Source organism: Streptomyces mesophilus, assembly GCF_040300965.1.
GTDB classification, from domain to species: Bacteria; Actinomycetota; Actinomycetes; order Streptomycetales; family Streptomycetaceae; genus Streptomyces; species Streptomyces mesophilus_A.
Map to the genome: position 1 here is coordinate 1 of NZ_JBEPEW010000024.1, position 15,539 is coordinate 15,539.

At 70.2% G+C, this 15,539-nt stretch carries 13 protein-coding genes and 2 pseudogenes; 6 read left to right on the top strand and 9 right to left on the bottom strand.

Annotated features, from left to right (window positions below):
• Positions 1 to 36: 36 nt before the first annotated feature.
• A complete protein-coding gene (locus tag ABT367_RS11865) occupies positions 37 to 720 on the top strand; it encodes a LysR family transcriptional regulator substrate-binding protein (protein ID WP_352252134.1) in 684 nt (227 codons plus the stop codon).
• A 95-nt stretch (positions 721 to 815) separates the two neighbouring features.
• Positions 816 to 2,759 (top strand): hypothetical protein, encoded by a 1,944-nt coding sequence (locus ABT367_RS11870; RefSeq protein WP_352252136.1) that lies wholly within the window; start codon positions 816 to 818, stop codon positions 2,757 to 2,759.
• A 408-nt stretch (positions 2,760 to 3,167) separates the two neighbouring features.
• On the opposite strand, the gene ABT367_RS11875 is transcribed toward ABT367_RS11870, so the two are convergent.
• The 6 genes and pseudogenes from ABT367_RS11875 to ABT367_RS11900 all read right to left on the bottom strand — a co-directional run bounded on the left by ABT367_RS11875 (position 3,168) and on the right by ABT367_RS11900 (position 7,923).
• Entirely contained in the window at positions 3,168 to 3,821 is a 654-nt protein-coding gene (locus ABT367_RS11875; RefSeq protein ID WP_352252138.1) for a TetR/AcrR family transcriptional regulator, read from the bottom strand.
• On the bottom strand, positions 3,811 to 4,545 hold the full coding sequence (locus ABT367_RS11880; RefSeq protein WP_352252139.1) for an ABC transporter permease: 735 nt from the start codon (positions 4,543 to 4,545) through the stop codon (positions 3,811 to 3,813). The genes ABT367_RS11875 and ABT367_RS11880 overlap by 11 nt, the downstream gene beginning before the upstream one ends.
• Positions 4,545 to 5,270, bottom strand: coding sequence for an ABC transporter ATP-binding protein (locus ABT367_RS11885; protein WP_352252141.1), 726 nt, complete (start codon positions 5,268 to 5,270; stop codon positions 4,545 to 4,547). The genes ABT367_RS11880 and ABT367_RS11885 overlap by 1 nt, the downstream gene beginning before the upstream one ends.
• A gap of 242 nt (positions 5,271 to 5,512) precedes the next feature.
• Positions 5,513 to 5,954 (bottom strand): annotated as a pseudogene (locus ABT367_RS11890) (MMPL family transporter); the annotation flags it as partial.
• 116 nt (positions 5,955 to 6,070) lie between these two features.
• Positions 6,071 to 6,703, bottom strand: a complete 633-nt coding sequence (locus tag ABT367_RS11895) for a response regulator transcription factor (protein ID WP_352252257.1) — start codon at positions 6,701 to 6,703, stop codon at positions 6,071 to 6,073.
• Positions 6,703 to 7,923, bottom strand: a complete 1,221-nt coding sequence (locus tag ABT367_RS11900; protein ID WP_352252143.1) for a sensor histidine kinase — start codon at positions 7,921 to 7,923, stop codon at positions 6,703 to 6,705. Before ABT367_RS11900 ends, ABT367_RS11895 begins: the two co-directional genes overlap by 1 nt.
• Before the next feature lie 108 nt (positions 7,924 to 8,031).
• Between ABT367_RS11900 and ABT367_RS11905 the strand changes: the two genes are divergently transcribed.
• The 3 genes from ABT367_RS11905 to ABT367_RS11915 all read left to right on the top strand — a co-directional run bounded on the left by ABT367_RS11905 (position 8,032) and on the right by ABT367_RS11915 (position 11,773).
• Positions 8,032 to 8,799: an ABC transporter ATP-binding protein gene (locus tag ABT367_RS11905; RefSeq protein WP_352252145.1), complete on the top strand. Its 768-nt coding sequence runs from the start codon at positions 8,032 to 8,034 to the stop codon at positions 8,797 to 8,799.
• Positions 8,800 to 8,804: 5 nt separating this feature from the next.
• Positions 8,805 to 11,207 (top strand): ABC transporter permease, encoded by a 2,403-nt coding sequence (locus tag ABT367_RS11910; RefSeq protein ID WP_352252147.1) that lies wholly within the window; start codon positions 8,805 to 8,807, stop codon positions 11,205 to 11,207.
• 101 nt (positions 11,208 to 11,308) lie between these two features.
• A complete protein-coding gene (locus ABT367_RS11915; protein WP_352252149.1) occupies positions 11,309 to 11,773 on the top strand; it encodes a MarR family winged helix-turn-helix transcriptional regulator in 465 nt (154 codons plus the stop codon).
• Positions 11,774 to 11,789: 16 nt separating this feature from the next.
• On the opposite strand, the gene ABT367_RS11920 is transcribed toward ABT367_RS11915, so the two are convergent.
• Together ABT367_RS11920 and ABT367_RS11925 are read right to left on the bottom strand one after the other, a co-directional pair.
• Positions 11,790 to 13,775, bottom strand: coding sequence for an ABC1 kinase family protein (locus tag ABT367_RS11920; RefSeq protein ID WP_352252151.1), 1,986 nt, complete (start codon positions 13,773 to 13,775; stop codon positions 11,790 to 11,792).
• The gene (locus ABT367_RS11925; RefSeq protein WP_352252153.1) at positions 13,772 to 14,212 is read right to left on the bottom strand and encodes a DUF4345 domain-containing protein; all 441 of its coding nucleotides are present in this window, start codon (positions 14,210 to 14,212) and stop codon (positions 13,772 to 13,774) included. Before ABT367_RS11925 ends, ABT367_RS11920 begins: the two co-directional genes overlap by 4 nt.
• Positions 14,213 to 14,303: 91 nt before the next feature.
• On the opposite strand from ABT367_RS11925, the gene ABT367_RS11930 reads away from it, so the two are divergent.
• Entirely contained in the window at positions 14,304 to 14,930 is a 627-nt protein-coding gene (locus ABT367_RS11930; protein WP_352252155.1) for a TetR/AcrR family transcriptional regulator, read from the top strand.
• Positions 14,931 to 15,048: 118 nt separating this feature from the next.
• Here the strand turns inward: ABT367_RS11930 and ABT367_RS11935 are convergent.
• A pseudogene (locus tag ABT367_RS11935) lies at positions 15,049 to 15,539 on the bottom strand (MFS transporter); the annotation flags it as partial.

Sequence of the window (15,539 nt, forward strand, 5' to 3'; positions counted from 1 at the left end):
CACCGCCGACGCTGTCCGGCGGGCAGACCGCTACACGTGGAGGTTCCTGCCGTGCCCGAGGCCGCGGTCGGTGCGCTGGCCGCCGGTCGTGCCATGCGGATCACCGTGGCGGCACCGCCCACCACGATCACCGACGTGATCGCGCCGTTCCTGGCCACCTGGGGGCCGGAGGATCCGCTCGTCACCGTGCAGGCGGAGAGCCCGGCACGTGCCTACCAGGCCCTTGCGAGGGGTGCCGATGTAGCCATCTCCTCGGCGCCTCCGAGGCGTCGTTTCGCCGGGCTCCCGGTGGCCCGCCTGCCGCTGTGGGCCTACGTCCGTGCCGACCACGCCTGGGCGGACCAGGACAGCGTCACCATCAGGGAACTTGCCGCGGAACCCCTCATCGTCCTCACCCCGACGCACGGCACGCGCCGCATCCTGGACCATGCCGTACAGGACGCGGACGCCTCGTACGACATCGTGCTCGAATGCGACACCCCGCACGTTGCCCAGGCCATGGCGGCTTCGGGCCATGGTGTCGCGGTGGTCTCCGACGATCCCCGCTTCGACCTGCACCCGCTGCTGATCCTCGACAGCACGGGTGAACCGCTGCAGATCCACCTGCACGCCGCCTGGGACGCCGGGCACTACGCCCCGCGCAGCATCGAGGCATTCGCGGCGGGGTTGTCACGCTTCTGTGTCGAGCGGTACGGGCCACAGGTCGCCGCCCGCCTGTGAACTGCGGCGACGGCCGCAGACCACGGCCCTCACCACCACGCGATGCGTGACCTCACTCCGGCCCGGCGGGCGGCAGGCCAAGGAGAGCTGGAGGTATGCCCGGCAGGCAGCCCGACCAGACCGGGCAGGCATTGGACGGCGGCCCCGGTGCGCCCCACGATGCGGCGATGTTCCGCATCAGCCACCAGCCCGAGAGGCCTCGGACCATGCCAAGACCGTTCCCTGCCCGACTGCTGCGCCGTGCCGCTGCCGTCGCCGCCGTGCTCGCGGCGCTGTTCACCGTCCCGCCACCGACGATGGCGGCGCCCGCCACAACCGCTCCCGTACCGGGTGATCCGCTCACCGGAAGCGGTGCGGTGAACCGGACCCAACTCACCGCCGCCGAGCTCGCCGGGGGCAGCGCCGAGGACACCGTGCCAGACAGTGCCTTCGCCCTTCCGGCGCAAGCGGCGCCGCCCGCCCACAACTTCGAAGGCACCCTCACCCTCCGCGGCCTCTCCACCGCCGGCGGCTTCCGCGCACTGAAGGATCCGCACGGATACGGGGACGCGGCAGCGACCCGACACCTGCCGCCCATCGATATCGCGCTCGTGCAGCACGGCAGCCACCTCGTCCCGGCGAAACGCGGGTTGCAGTACACGGGGAACCAAGCGTGGAACCTGGCCCTGGGACCCGGCCGCGCGTGGAACGAGGACGGCGACGGCCGACGCACCCGTGCCTCGCTGCCGTTCGCACTCGTCGAGCGCAACGCCAACTGCGTGCACAACGGCGTCCTCACCTACCTCTTCGACGCCACATCGGTCTCCGAAGTCCGCTACCAGATCACCACGGAGACCTGCGAGTACTTCCAGTTCGACATGTGGGGCCAAGCAGCGACCGACTACCGGCCCGGACCCGTCGACGGCGCCGAGAACCTGCGCGCCGCGTACACCTCTGAGGTCGCCGACCGGCTCCCGACCAAGCCCATCTCGGCGCTGGCCACCGACCATCCTGGAAGTGGGGTGGACGTGACGAAGTTCGGCGCCGGTGTCACGCCGTCCGCGCTGAGCACCTTCGGCTTCTACTTCGACGGAGTCCACTACGTGGGCAACTGCCGTACCCGGCAAGGGGAGTACCCGTTCTGCGGCCAGATGCTCCTGCCCTCGTATTCGACGGCGAAGTCGGCGTTCGCGGGCACGGCCATGCTGCGTCTGGCACAGCGGTACGGCCCGGCCGTGGTCCAGGAGAAGCTCTCCGCCCGGATCCCCGAGACCGCCGGCAACGGCGCCTGGAACGGAGTCACCCTCGACCACACCCTCGACATGGCCACCGGAAACTACAGCCGGCCCGGCTACGAGACGGACGAGGCGGGCCGCACCATGGCGAACTTCTTCGCAGCGGAGCCATACGCCGACAAGATGCGTCTCGCCCTGTCCTTCCCGCGTAAGGCCGGCCCCGGCAGCAAGTGGGTCTACCACACCTCGGACACCTTCCTCGCCACCCGCGCGATGAACAACTACCTGCGGGACAAGGCCGGTTCGGACGCCGACATCTTCGACATGCTCCGCGACGACGTCCTGGAACCCATCGGCGTCGGGCCCGACTCCCTCGTCTCCTCCCGCACCGACAACAGCACCGGCGGAGCACCCTTCGGCGGCTACGGCATGTTCTGGACGCAGGACTCCGTCGCCCGGTTCGCGAAATTCCTCAACAATGACCACGGCGCCGTCAACGGCACCCAGATCCTCGACCCGACGCTGCTCGCGGCCACCATGCAACGCACACCGGGGGCCCGGGGCATGACCACCACCGGCACGCAGCCCATGAAGTACCAGAACGGCTTCTGGGGCAAGGAGTTCACCTCCGCCGACAACCCCGCCTACACCAGCCCCTTCCACGTACCGTTCATGTCGGGATACGGCGGAATCACCGTCGCGATGATGCCGAACGGCGCCACCTACTACTACTTCAGCGACAACAACGAGTTCAGTTGGAGCGCCGCCGTGGGCGAAGCGGACAAGCTGGCGCCCATGCCCGGCGCGGCAGTTACTGCGAGATAGTCGTCGCTGAACGCACTCTTGTCGGCTTGAGACGCACGTCTGGCGGCCTGAGACGCACGTCGCCTGACGATGACCGTTGCGGTGGTGTTCCACCCGAACCCTTCCAGGTTCGGCAGGAGACCTCGGCCGGCCGACAGCCGCTCAGTGCGGTCAGATCAGCGTCCCGCGTGTGGTCACGCTCCTGCTCGTCGGGTACTGCAACCGACAGGCAGGAGCGTGTCTGGGTACGGCGTTCCTGGGCCGGGCCGAGGATGGACGGCAGGTTGCGGTGAGCAGCAGTACCAAGAGAGCGGCGTCCGCGATGTCTTGAACGTGCCAGGCACCGGCGTACGCGGAGTGCGCTTCGCGCACGGCAGTCAGTCCGCACCTCGCCAAACTCCGGCTCGCGCGCCGCACGACTGAGGCCGGTCAACGTCCGGGCGCGATGCCCTTCAGCACGGTGGTGACGAGGTCGTCGACGAAGCCGTCCGGGAGGTCGACCTGCGGCATTCCGCCGGGCCCGGGGTGGAACAGGCGCGGCAGGATCAGCTCGTGGCAGGCGCCCATGATCATGGTGGCGGCGGCCTCGGGCTTGGCGTCGGGAGACAGGCGCCCCAACTCCTGCTCGGCGCTCAGGTAGTTGCTCAGCACCGTGCGCAAACCGCCCTCCTCGGTGCCCAGCCCTCCGGGTCCGCCGGCGTGCGCGAACCGGCCAAGGATCTTGTGCTGGGACACCATGCCGGCGAAGACCGGCAGCATCTGCGTGAGCACCTTCAGGCCACGGGTGACATAGGCATGGAGGTTGCCCTCGACGGTTCCTTCCCCGGCTCGAGGCGCGTCACCGGCCATCGCCAGCACGCCGTGCACATGCTCACGCAGGGCGAGCGCGATGAGCTCTTCCTTGTCCGCGAAGTGGTTGTAGAGCACGCCGTCGGCGACCTTCGCCTCACGGGCGATGTCCTTCACGGTCATGGCAGGACTGCCGCGCTCGGCGATCAGTCGGACGGCGGCGGCGATGAGGTGCTCGCGCAGGGTCTGGTCGCCGGCGCCGTCGCGCAGAATCGCGGGTTTTCTAGGTGACATCACGGCGAAGTGTAGTGAGCCCGGCAGCGCCGGCGATCACCACCGCGTACGCCGCGAGCATGGCGAGGCCGCCACCTTGTGGGAGCAGCCCGTCTTTGACGGCGTTGCCGACGGCCGATGCGGCGCCCGACGGCAACCATTTGCCGACCTCGGCGAAGGCGTTGACGACGATGCCCTCGATGACGAACAGCCAGGCCAGCGCCCCGACGATGCCGAGCACCGGGTTACGGGTCAGCATGCCGACCGCGACACCGATCACGGCGTACGCGGTGCACCACAGGAATCCGCCGAGCAGGGTCAGCCACACATACGACTGGTCGAGTGGCAGCGGATTCCCGTCCGCCGACAGCCACGCGGCGGCCACGGCGAAGGTGGTGACCGCCGAGGCGATGCCCGCCACCGCGCCGGTGATCAGTCCGGCCGCGAGCTTTGCGCCGAACACGCGCCCGCGCCGGGGCGTGGTGAGGAAGGTGTCGGTGATGGTGCCGTGCCGGAACTCCCCGGCGCTGATCAGGACCCCGAGGGTGATCGCCAGCATGGATCCCATGCCCGCGCTGAACAGCACCTGCTGGTTGCCGCTCGCTGTGCCGACGTCGCCGGTCGGGTCGCCGATGAGCAGACCGGCCGCGTGCAGCCCGGCGAACAGGGCGGTCGCACCGAGCAGCAGCCACGTGCTGCGTACGGAGGTGAGCTTGCGCAGTTCCGTAACGATGAGCGCGCGCATCAGCGACGCACCTCCTGCTGCTTGTCGTCGTCCACGAGTCGGAGGAAGGCGTCCTCGAAGCTCTGCCCGTCGCCCGCCAGCTCCTCGACCGGACCCGTGTACCGCAGCCGCCCGCCCGCGATGATCACGACGCGGTCCGCGTACTGCGTCACCTCGGAGAGCAGGTGGCTGGAGACGAGGACGGTCCGCCCTCGCCCGGCCAACTCCCGCAGCAGGTCGCGCAACCAGCGCACGCCCGCCGGGTCGAGGCCGTTGGTCGGCTCGTCCAGGATCAGTACTTCGGGTTCGCCGAGCAGCGCGCCCGCGATGGCGAGGCGCTGTCGCATGCCCAGGGAGTAGTCACCGGCCCGGCGATCGGCCGCCGCGCCCAGCTGTACGACTTCCAGAACCTGGTCGACCCTCTGTTGCGGCAGCCCGGCGGCCCGCGCCAGCAGACTCAGATGGGTTCGGCCGCGTCGTCCGGGGTGGATGCCGGACGCCTCGAGTACGGCCCCGACGGTGCGGCGCGGCTGGACGAGATCCTCGTAGCGCTGCCCCGCGATCCTTGCCTCACCGCTCGTCGCCCGCTCCAGTCCGAGCAGCACCCTCAGCGTCGTCGTCTTGCCTGCCCCGTTGGGCCCGAGAAACCCCGTGACCTGCCCGGATGCCGCCGTGAAGGTCACATCCTCCACCGCGTGCACCGATCCGAAGGTCTTGGTGAGCCCGCGCACTTCGATATCTGCCATCCCGCCCTCCTCGTGAATCCCATGCTGATGAATGAGCATTCATGAATGCTCATTCATCGTAGCGCGGAATGAGGGCGGCTTGTCGCCCGGCGTCTTCGGGCAGTGCGGCAGTCGCGTCGACGGCTGCCTGTGTTGCCGATGTGAGGTCGGCGGCATCGGCGGCATGCCTTGCTACCGGGGCAAGGCCAGTGGGGTGCCTCCCTGTTCAGGGAGGCACCCCACTGTGACCGGGCGCGCTGGGATCAGGCGTGTTCCGTCTCGCGTACCGGCTCCCGTGACGCAGGTACCGCGGACGCGCGGCTGCCGAGGGCGTGGAAGAGCATCCCCGGCCACCAGAACCACCGGCCGAGGTCCATCGCCGGCGCCGGGACCAGGACCGTGCGTACGAGGAAGGTGTCGAGCAGGACGCCGATGCCGACGATCACGCCCATTTGCGTCATGGTCACCAGCGGCAGCCCGGCGAACACCGCGAACGTCGCCGCGAGCACCACGTCGGCCGAGGTGATGACACCGCCCATGCTGGTCAGGCGCTCCAGGACGTCTCGGGTGTGGCCGAGGCAGCAGGACCGGTGCGACCAGGGACCTGAGCAGCCGGATCAGTACGGCGATGACGACCAGCAGCACGATCGGGATGACCGTCTTCAGGTCGCTGTCCGCGGCCCGCTGGGTGTCCAGGGTCTGGGCCATGCCAGCCGGGCCATGGTCAAGCTTGGGGCGCGGGACCGGGCGCAGCCAGTGGTCATCGCGTACGAGACCGGGCTGGTCAGAGCCGGGGAGCGCAGACCGACCGGCGTTTCGGGTCAGGACCGCAGATAGGCGAGGACCGCGAGGACCCTGCGGTGTCCCTCAGTGGCCACCGGCAGGTCCAGCTTGGTGAAGATGTTGCCGATGTGCTTGTTCACGGCCGCTTCGCTGATGAACAGGTGGGCCGCGAGGTTGGCGTTGGTGCGGCCCTCGGCGATCAGGGCGAGGACTTCACGCTCGCGGGGGCTGAGCCGCTCCAGCGGGTCATGCCGCAGCCGGACCAGCTGGTGGATCACTTCGGGGTCCACCACCGTGCCACCGGCGGCGACTTGGCCGATCGCGGCCATGAAGTCGGTCACCGCGCTGACGCGTTCCTTGAGCAGGTAGCCCACCCCGGCCCCGCCGCCCGAGTCCAGCAGGCGCAGTGCGTAGGAGCGCTCCACGTACTGACTGAGGACGAGCACCGGCAGCCCGGGGAACTCCTCACGCAGCTGCACCGCGGACCGCAACCCGTCGTCGCCGAGCGAGGGGGGCATGCGGACATCGGTGACGATCAGGTCGGGGCGGTCCGCGCGTACCGCCTCGACCAGGGTGTCGGCGTCTCCGACCGCCGCGATCACTTCGTGGCCGACGCGTTCGAGGAGTCCGACCAGACCCTCGCGCAGCAGAACGGCGTCCTCGGCCACGATCAGGCGAAGCGACACGGAACCTCCACGTGCAACAGGGTGGGACCACCGGCCGGGCTCGACACCCGCATCCGGCCATCCAACGCCGCGACCCGGTCCGCGAGTCCGGTTACGCCGGTGCCCGCTGCCGGATCCACCCCGCCGTGGCCGTCATCGGTGATGTCGAAGATCAACAGGTCGGAATGGTAGCGGCCCCGTACTTCGGCGGTCGTGGCCCCGCTGTGTTTGGCGATATTCGTCATAGCCTCGTTGAGCAGGTAGTACATGGTCGTCTCCAGCTTCCTGGGCAGCCGCTCGGGCAGCTTCAGGTCCACGGTGACGGGGATCGGGAACCGGCCGGCGTAGTCCTCGATCGCCGCGACCAGGCCGTGGTCGGCGAGGACCGGCGGGTTGAGCCCCCGGATCAGGGCCCGCAACTCCTTGTGGACGGTGGCGAGTTGGCTCTCCGCCTGGGTGAGCAGTTCCGCTTGCGGGGAGCCTGCTGGGGTTTCGAGGCGCAGGAGGCCCAGGGTCATCCCGAGGGAGACGAGGCGCTGTTGTGCTCCGTCGTGCAGATCGCGCTCGATGCGTACCCGCTCGGCGTCGAAGGAGTCGAGCAGCCGGGACTGCGAGGCGCGTACTTCGCGCAGTTCCTCCCCGAGTTCCCGGTTGCGTGGGGCGAGGAAGGTGCGGGCCATGGCGGCCCGTGCACCCGCCCACGAGGTCACCGTGTACGGCGAGGCGAGCAGCACGATCGCCCCGAACACGGCCCAGGGCCAGGTCTCGCCGTCCACCGAGGCGATCAGTACCGCGGGGACTGCGAAGGAGAAGCCGAGGACCAGCAGGTCGAGCCACCACAGAGCCGCCGCCGACAGAAGGGTGAACGTCAGCTCCCGCCAGGTCACTTGTTCCTTGAGCCGGGTGGCCACCCAGGCGCGCAGACCGGGTGCGTCCGGGGCCCGGTGCGGGTCGGGCAGGTGGTCGAGGTCGACCAGGCGCAGCCGGCGGCGTTCGACCGTGGCCACGACGGTGGCGGCGAGAACCAGACCGACCAGCGGGGCCACCCCCAACAGGACGACGAGGAGGGCGAGTCCGGCGGCAAGCCCCAGGCCGAAGACCAGGACGGCCGCGGCGCCGACCACGACGCCCCCGCTGAGATAGGCCAGCGACCGCCAAGGCCAGCTCGAGGTCAGAAAACTCACGGGGTGCTGGGCCATGGCCTGCCAGGCGGTGGTGGGACGCATGGGGCCACCGTAGCCAGGGTGTTGCGGCGGCGCGGTAGAGCTGGCTCTACCTCGGAAGTAGAGCCCGGGTCAGTGCTCCGCACCCCTCCTGAGCAGTGGAATCAAGGCATGACGACAACGAGCCCCACTCCGGTACGAGACGCGGTTGCACTCCACGGGCTCCGCAAGGTGCACGGCACCGGCGGACGCCAGGTCACCGCACTCGACGATGTCTCCCTCAGCTTCCCCCGCGGCACCTTCACCGCCATCATGGGCCCCTCCGGTTCCGGCAAGTCGACCCTGCTGCAGTGCGCGGCCGGTCTCGAGCAGCCGTCCGCCGGCAAGATCATCCTCGCGGGCGCGGACATCGGACAGCAGAACGAGAGGCAGCGCACCGAGCTGCGCCGCAAGCACATCGGCTTCGTGTTCCAGGCCTTCAACCTGGTCGAGTCCCTGACCGCCGCGCAGAACGTGGAGCTTCCGTCCCGGTTCGCCGGCACCAAGGTCAGCCGAGAGCAGGTCGAGCGGGCGCTCGCCTCCGTCGGCCTTGCCGAGCGCGCGGGACACCGCCCCAGTGAGCTCTCCGGCGGTCAGCAGCAACGCGTCGCCCTCGCCCGCGCTCTCGTCACCCGGCCCGACGTCCTCTTCGCGGACGAGCCGACCGGCGCCCTGGACACCGCCACCTCCCGGGAGGTGCTGCGGATGATGCGGATGCTGGTCGACCAGGAGGGCCAGACCACCCTGATGGTCACCCACGACCCGGTGGCCGCGGCCCAGGCCGACGTCGTCGTCTTCCTCAAGGACGGCCGCATCGCCGACCGCATCACGCTCGACCGCCAGGCCGGCGTGAACAACGCCGCGGCGATCGCCACCCACATGGCCCGACTGGAGGCCTGACCGACATGCTGATCCTCGCGAACGTCCGTGAACGCTGGTCCGGCTTCCTCGGCGCCTTCGTCGCCGTCCTGGTCGGCGTGGCCCTGATCACCACCACTCTGGTCATCTACGACTCCGCCAAGGCCAAGGTCCAGCCGCGATACGAGGGCACCGCGGCCCTCGCCTTGCCGAAGCAGGCCGTCGAAGCCGACGGCAGCCCCGAGGACCGGATGCCCTGGAGTAGATCCGAGGCCCAGCCGCTCCTCTCGGGCCTGAAGAAGGTCCCGGGTGTCGCCGACGCCGTCGTCGACCGCTCCTTCTACGCCCAGGCGATCAAGGGCGCCAAGCCCGTCACCGACGAGGGCGCCCTGGAGTCCGGACACGGCTTCGGCAGCGCACGGATGGCTCCGTACAAGCTGGTCTCCGGCCAAGCCCCGGCGGCCGCGGACGAGGTCGTCGTCGACCGTGCGCTCGGTGCGGCGGTGGGCAGCGAGCTCACCGTCAATATCACCCAGGGCCGTGAGCGGTTCAAGGTCGTCGGCACTGTCGACGGTCCCGGCTACTACTTCAGCGAGGAGTTCGCCGCACAGCAGCAGCCCGGTGTCTCCGCCATCGCCCTGATTCCCGAGAAGGGCGCCGACACGGGTGCGGTCGTCGCCGCCGCGAAGAAGGTCATCGACGACAACGGCAGCGTAGTCGCCGGTGACGGCCGGTCCGAGCTGCAGCCCGCGCACATAGAGCACAAGCGTTTCCTGGGCGTCCAGTTGATCAGCGCCATGGCCCTGCTCGGCCTGTTCACCACGGTGTTCGTGGTTGCGTCCATGCTGGTCCTGGCCACCGGGATGCGCCGCCGCGAGATCGGTCTCCTTCGCACCATCGGCGCCGCGCCGCAGCAGATCCGCCGGATGATCCTCGGCGAGGCGGCCGTGGTCGGCCTGGCCGGCTCGCTCGTCGGCTGTGTCGTCGGAGTGGCCGCGACGCCGCTGCTGCTCTCGATCCTCGAAGGCCTGGACGTCACCCCGCCCGGCATGGAGATCACCGTCGCCTCCTGGCCCCTGCTCGTGGCCTCCGTGATCGGCATCGGCGTCAGTGTGATCGGCGCCTGGACCGCGGGCCGCAAGGCCGCCGAGGTCGCCCCCATCGAGGCGCTGCTCGACAGCCGTTCGGCCAACGAGGGGATGGGGCGCGGCCGCCTGATCGCCGGTCTGTCCGTCCTCGGCCTGGGTGTCCTGCTCGCCGTCGGCACCGCCGCCTCCAGCGCCGACAACCGCATCAACATGGCGATCTTCGCCACCATGACGCTGATCGTCGCGGCCGCCCTGCTGGCTCCCGTGATCGTCGGACCCGCCGGCCGGCTTCTGACCGCCCCGTTCCAGCGCGGCGGCAAGGCCGCCCCGGTCCTGATCCGCGCCGAACTGGTCGCCAACCCCCGCCGCGCCGCATCCCTGGTGGCCCCGGTGATCGCCGCGGTCGGCTTCGCGGTGCTGCTCAGCGGCATGGTGGAGACCATGCGGGTCGCCTACCCGGCCGGTGAGGCACTGAAGGTCGCGGGCCAGACGATCGTCACGCCGGACGGCACCCCGGGCAACACCGACGAGGTGGTCGCCGCCAACCCGGTGGGCAAGGCCGCCCTGCCGACCCGGGCGTTCGTCGACACGAAGAAGGCCGCGAGCGACGAGAACCCCGGCGCCTTCACCGTCCTGGACGTCCTGGGCAGCCGGGACCCGAACTGGAACAAGCAGGGCGAGGCTGTCCTCGGCGAGAAGATGGCCGGCGACCTGGGCCTGAAGCGGGGCCAGCAGGTTCCGGTCCGGTTCGCGGACGGCGCCACCGTCTCCCTGACTGTCGCACAGGTCCTGCCCGACGACCCGGCCCGCGGTGACTTCGTGGTCGCCCGTGACCTGGTCCGCGCCCACGACCCGGCCGCGCTCACCGACGACATCTTCGTGCCGGGCGACGCTAAAGCCTCGGACGCGGTGCCCGGCGTCGCGCTGCACGACGCCGCCGAGTACGCCCTGGCCGACTACAACACCGACGCCAAGCTCACCGAGTCCCTCGCCATGATGCTGATCGTCATCGCCGTCGGCTACAGCGTGATCGCCGTCGCCAACAGCATGGCCATGGCCGCCCACGGCAGGCGCCGCGACTTCGCAGTGATGAAGTCGGCCGGCGGTACCGTACGCCAGCTCCTGTTCACCTCGGCCGGCGAGACCACCCTGGTCATCGTCATCGGCGCCGCCCTCGGGGTCCTGGTCACGCTGCCCCCGCTGGCCGGCATGGCGGCCGGCCTGTCCGAGGCCACCTCGTCCGATGTGGGCCTGCACCTGAACTCCGGTGCCATCGTCGTCGCCGTCATCGGCACCCTGGCGGCGGCGGTGCTCGCCGGAATCGCGGTCACCTCCAAGACCCTGAAGAGGCAGACGGCGTAGAGGAACTCAGGCCCGCTGGGGGAGGGAACGCACAGTGGCCTCGGGAAGCCCTCTCGGGGTCACTGCCTGCGCGGGTGGCGTGCACGTCACGCAGTCAGGGAATGGGGAAGCTCTTGTCAACGCCGTCGATGCGCCCCGATGCGGGCCAGATCTTCCGCGAGTACCTCAGTGCGGTGCTGCTCCACAGTCACGCGAGCGCGCGGGCCTGCGGGCTCGGCGCCACCGATCTGTACGCGCTGAACATCCTGCAGCTGACGGGTGCGATGACGCCGGGCGAACTGACTGCGCGCACCGGCCTGACCACCGGGCCGACCACCCGCCTGATCGACCGCATGGAACAGGCGGGCTACGTACGCCGCGTGCCCGCCCCCGGCGACCGGCGCAAGGTGACGGTCCAGCCGGTCGGCGAACCCGCGGACCTGGACCGCGTCATGGCCCCCGCACGCCAGCAGATCGGACAGATTCTCGGCGGGTACGCGCCGGACCAACGCGACGTCCACTTCGACTACTTCGCCCGTGCCGCCGAGGCGTACCAAGAAGCCTCCGAGGAGCTGCGCGAACAGTGACGTCGGGGAGCGGCCGTCAGGGGCTCTGGCTCTCGCTCCTGTGGAAGCCGCCGACCAGCACTCGCAGCATCATGATCACGCTGAGTACCAGGAGGTTGTAGCCGAAGACCTCGTAGAGGCGGAGCTCGTCCGAGATCCGGGGGCCGCCGTTGCTGGCAAGGAGGACCACCGACATGAGGCCGGTGGTCGCCGCCAGTACGGCGATCAGGGCCTGCTGGAGGAGGCCGGCCAGGACGCGTTGGTCCGTGGGGTGGGCGAACATCCGCGTGTTGACCGTGAACGTGCCGCGCTCGAGCTCCGCCGTGATCCGGTCCACCCGGCGAGGGATGCGGCGCAGGAGCGGAAGCAGTGACACCAACTCGTCGCGTGCCACCTGGCGCAGGGACTCCGGGCGCAACTGTGCGGTGATCTCGCGGTCGGCGAAGGCGCGGGACTCGTTGACGATGTTGAAGCCGGGGGCGAGATGGGCGAGCGTGCCCTCCAGCGTGGCCAGCGCGCGGAAGACCGCCGCCACCTCCGCGGGTACGGCGACGCCGTGGGCGGAGACGATGCGGAAGAGGTCCGTGAACATCTCCACGTCGGGGGTCAGGCCCGGGCCCAGATGGCGGGCCATGAAGCGGCCGAGGGAGCGCTCGAGGGACTCGCCGTCCACCGCGTCCGAGCGGTCCATGATCTCGATGAAGGCATCGCGCAGGCCCGCGGGGTCGCGCTGGTCGATACCGACCAGGAGGCGCTGCAACGAGCCCTGGAGCTGGGTGTCCAGGCGGCCGACCGAGCCGAAGTCGATCAGGGCGAGGGAGTCGTCGGGCAGCAGGAGGATGTTGCCGGGGTGCGGGTCGGCGTGGAAGACGCCGTCGACCATGATCTGGCGCAGCAGGGCTTCGAGGAGCGTACGGGCCAGCGCGTCGCGGTTCGTACCGCGTGCGGCCAGGATCGTGTCCGCGCTGCCCATAGGGATGCCGTCGATGGCCTCCATGACCAGGACGCGCGCCGTCGTCAACTCCTGGTGCACCTGCGGGAGTCGTACGGGAGAACGGTCGTCGCCGGCAGCGGCGACCGTGGCGAGGTTGCGGGCCTCGATACGGAAGTCGAGCTCCTCTCGGAGCGAGTCGGCGAAGCCCTCGGCCAGGTCGACCGCGCCGATGCCGCGGGCCCAGGTGAAGCGGCGCTGCAGGGAGCCGGCCATCCGCCGGACGATGTCGAGGTCGCGGTCGACGACGGGGACTATTTTGGGGCGCTGGACCTTCACCACCACCGGGCGGCCGTCGGGCAGCGTCGCGCGGTGCACCTGGGCGATCGAGGCGGCGGCGAGCGGGGCGGGGTTGAACTCCTTGAAGAACTCGTCGGGGGCGGCGCCGAGTTCCGCGTGCAGTTGCTCGCGCACCTGCTCCCAGGGGGCGGGTGGGACCGCGTTCTGCAACTTGCTCAGCTCGTCGATGAACTCCGGGGGCAGCAGGTCGCGGCGGGTGGAGAGCAGCTGGCCGAGCTTGACGAAGGTGACTCCGCTGTCCTCCAGGGTGCGGCGCAGGGCGAGGGCGAAAGCGGCGTTGCGTTCGGGGGAGTTGCGGCTGGGGCGGTCGGCGGCGAAGCGGGGCAGTCCTGAGCGGGTGGAGATGGCGCTGACCTGGGCGTAGCGCCGGGTGCGCAGGAGGCGGCGGTGGAGCTCCTTGGCCAGCCCGACCGGGCCGAGGCCGCTGGGGACGAACGCCTCGAAGGCCAGCAGCATCAGCATCGTGAGGGCGAGCGTGACGCCCCAGAAGACGGTGACCAGCGACCATTCGTTGTCCTGTCCCATGGAACGACCCACCGTGGAGCCGCTGATCGCAATGGCGGCAAGGGTGCAGAACGCGATCCTGAGCACACCGGACCGTAGATTGAGCAGCCGCCGGGCGAGCAGGGCGGGGACGAAGGTGAAGAAGAACCCGAAGAACAACGAAGGGATCATGTAGTCGGTCGACGGCGGGCCGACCTGGCCGGGCGCGGCCAGCAGGGCGATGCTCATCGGTCCATCGAACGTGAGGGGGCGCCGGCCCCGAGCGACACGCCCTGGCCTCGCTCCCGTGCGGCGCGCTCGTCGGCGTCCGCCAGCCAGAACCAGACCGGCGGGAAGGCCAGTTCGATCACGGTCAGCACCACCTGGAACGAGTGCGGCCATCCGTGCACGGCCAGGGAGAGCAGCCGCCCGACGCCACCGAGCAGGAACACCGCCGCGAGCCACCGCACCACGCGTGCCGGGACGGGATCCTGCCGGGCCGCCCACAGCCAGACAAGCCCGTACCCGGCGAAGATCGCGCCGAAGAACCGGCCCAGGCTGTCGAGCGTCGCGCCCGCATCGGCCTCGCTGGGAATCGCGGCATTGCCGCCGATCACATGGAACAGACCGATCGCCACGCAGGCGACACCCATCACCCAGGCGAACATCCGAAGTGCTCTGCTCATGACTCCCCCTCGCCCCTCGCTTAGTAGACACGCGTCCATTAAGGGACAGCCTAGGCGTCACTAGTAGACGCATGTCAAGTAAGCTGGATATGTGCCGCCCCGCAGACGCCTGAATCCCGCCGACCGCCGCGCCGAACTGCTCGCCGTCGGCGCGCGTCTCTTTGCTGCCGTCCCGTACGACGAGGTGCTGATGGAGGACGTGGCCAAAGAGGCCGGGGTGTCCCGCGCGCTGCTTTACCAGCATTTCCCCAGCAAGCACGCCCTCTTCGCGGCGGTCTACCAACAGGCGACCGACCGGCTGCTCGCCGCGACCCGGTTCGATCCGGAAGCCTCGCTCGTCGAACAGCTCACCCAGGGCCTGGACGCCCACTTCGACTACTTCATCGCGAACCGCCACGCGGTACTGGCCGCGAACCGGGTCCTCGCGGGCGACCCGGTCATCCAGACGATCATGACGGACGAACTCGACGCTCTGCGCTCACGCCTGCTCGGCGTGCTCCCGCTCGCCGACGAGCGCATGCGCGACGCCGTCTCCGCGGCACTGAAGGCATGGCTGGTGTTCGTACAGGTGCTGTGCGTGGACTGGCTCGCACACGAGACCTGCACCCGTACGGAGATGCGCGACGCGTGCATCGGGGCCGCGGTGGGCGCCCTGCGTCCGCTGCTCCCCGCGGACCCCGCCGCCGACTGGCCGCCCACCGGCGGCGCCCGCCACTGAACGTGTGACCTCGGTTGCTGCGCCAGGATGCGGCCTGAGGCTTGCCCCGCTGCAGGTCGCAGGCAGCGGAGTTGACGCTGCCGGGGTCCTCGGTGCCGCGTCGTGTAGCCGATCAGTGCCCGAGGAGCATGCCGCCGTGGCCGAGGGTGGAGGCGGTGGCGACGCCGTTGGGTCCTGCGAGGGCGCCGGCGCGTTCGGCGGCGACGAGGATCGGGGTCTGGCCGAGGCGCTCCAGCAGAGTCGGTCCGCTGAGGCGGCCGAGCGTCATGGCGAGGGCGAAGCAGGAGTAGCCGGCGGCTGCCATGCCCTGTGTGCGTTCAGGTCCTGTCCGAGGTGCAGGGCACCCGGTCGGCGAGTGCTCCTGCGCCGAACGCGGTGCACAGGGCGATGAAGCCGAAGATCAGGACGAGTCGGCGGGTACGGGAGTCGAGGCGGCGCGGGGTCTTCTCCGTGTCGGACCGGTCGGCGGGAGCGGCCGGGGGCGACAGGCGCAGCAGGGCGCGCCCCGCAACGGCGGTGACGAGCAGGCCGATCAGGGTGAGGCCGAGCAGGTGGCGGGTGGGGGAGAGGGAGCCGGCGATCAGCCCGCCAGCTCCGGCGCCGACCATG

What these genes read in the sequence shown, in the direction of transcription:
- ABT367_RS11870 (WP_352252136.1), top strand. Translation starts at nt 816, where the DNA reads ATGCCCGGCAGGCAGCCCGACCAGACCGGGCAGGCATTGGACGGCGGC.
- ABT367_RS11875 (WP_352252138.1), bottom strand. Translation starts at nt 3,821, where the DNA reads ATGTCACCTAGAAAACCCGCGATTCTGCGCGACGGCGCCGGCGACCAG.
- ABT367_RS11880 (WP_352252139.1), bottom strand. Translation starts at nt 4,545, where the DNA reads ATGCGCGCGCTCATCGTTACGGAACTGCGCAAGCTCACCTCCGTACGC.
- ABT367_RS11885 (WP_352252141.1), bottom strand. Translation starts at nt 5,270, where the DNA reads ATGGCAGATATCGAAGTGCGCGGGCTCACCAAGACCTTCGGATCGGTG.
- ABT367_RS11900 (WP_352252143.1), bottom strand. Translation starts at nt 7,923, where the DNA reads ATGCGTCCCACCACCGCCTGGCAGGCCATGGCCCAGCACCCCGTGAGT.
- ABT367_RS11905 (WP_352252145.1), top strand. Translation starts at nt 8,032, where the DNA reads ATGACGACAACGAGCCCCACTCCGGTACGAGACGCGGTTGCACTCCAC.
- ABT367_RS11910 (WP_352252147.1), top strand. Translation starts at nt 8,805, where the DNA reads ATGCTGATCCTCGCGAACGTCCGTGAACGCTGGTCCGGCTTCCTCGGC.
- ABT367_RS11915 (WP_352252149.1), top strand. Translation starts at nt 11,309, where the DNA reads ATGGGGAAGCTCTTGTCAACGCCGTCGATGCGCCCCGATGCGGGCCAG.
- ABT367_RS11920 (WP_352252151.1), bottom strand. Translation starts at nt 13,775, where the DNA reads ATGAGCATCGCCCTGCTGGCCGCGCCCGGCCAGGTCGGCCCGCCGTCG.
- ABT367_RS11925 (WP_352252153.1), bottom strand. Translation starts at nt 14,212, where the DNA reads ATGAGCAGAGCACTTCGGATGTTCGCCTGGGTGATGGGTGTCGCCTGC.